Origin of the sequence: Acinetobacter rudis (assembly GCF_031157835.1) — a bacterium.
Lineage (GTDB): Bacteria > Pseudomonadota > Gammaproteobacteria > Pseudomonadales > Moraxellaceae > Acinetobacter > Acinetobacter rudis_A.
Genome location: NZ_JAVIDR010000051.1, coordinates 1 through 781 on the forward strand (window position 1 = coordinate 1; position 781 = coordinate 781).

A 781-nucleotide genomic window follows, 5' to 3' on the forward strand; every position below is an offset into this window, starting at 1 on the left:
AACCCGACATCAGTCGGGTTCTTTGTCTCAAATTGATGAGCGATTAAGCAGCATCACGCTGTTCAATCGGTACAACCTTACGTAATTCAGGACCCGTATATTCCGCACTTGGACGAATAATACGGTTGTCTGCACGTTGTTCCATCACATGTGCTGCCCAACCTGTTACACGACTCATAACAAAGATTGGGGTAAAGAGTTTAGTCGCAATGTCCATAAAGTGATAAGCAGATGCATGGAAGAAATCTGCATTACAGAATAATTTCTTCTCACGCCACATGACTTCTTCACAACGTACCGATACTGGATAAAGAACAGTATCACCCACGTCTTGCGCTAAACGCTCAGACCAAATTTTGATGATGCCATTACGTGGGTCATTGTCTTTATAAATAGCATGACCAAAGCCCATGATCTTTTCTTTACGCTCAAGTTTACCCAACATTTCACGTTCTGCTTCATCTGGTGAAGTCCAGTTCTCGATCATTTCCATCGCAGCTTCGTTCGCACCACCATGTAAAGGACCGCGTAATGAACCAATTGCACCTGTAATACATGAATGCATATCAGAAAGTGTTGATGCACACACACGCGCAGTAAAGGTTGAGGCATTGAACTCATGCTCAGCATATAAAATCAATGAAACATTCATAACCTGTTCATGTAATTCATTTGGCTTTTCTCCACGCAGTAAATGCAGGAATTGTGCACCAATTGAATCGTCGTCTGTGTTTTCATCAACACGGACGCCATCATGGCTAAATCGATACCAGTAGCAAAT

Annotated in this window: 1 protein-coding gene; it reads right to left on the minus strand. The window is 42.5% G+C overall.

Going from position 1 to position 781, the window contains the following annotated elements; translation table 11 throughout:
* Window positions 1–43: 43 nt before the first annotated feature.
* The coding region (locus RFH42_RS16840; protein ID WP_308977088.1) for a citrate/2-methylcitrate synthase at window positions 44–781 on the minus strand (738 nt) is incomplete at its 5' end.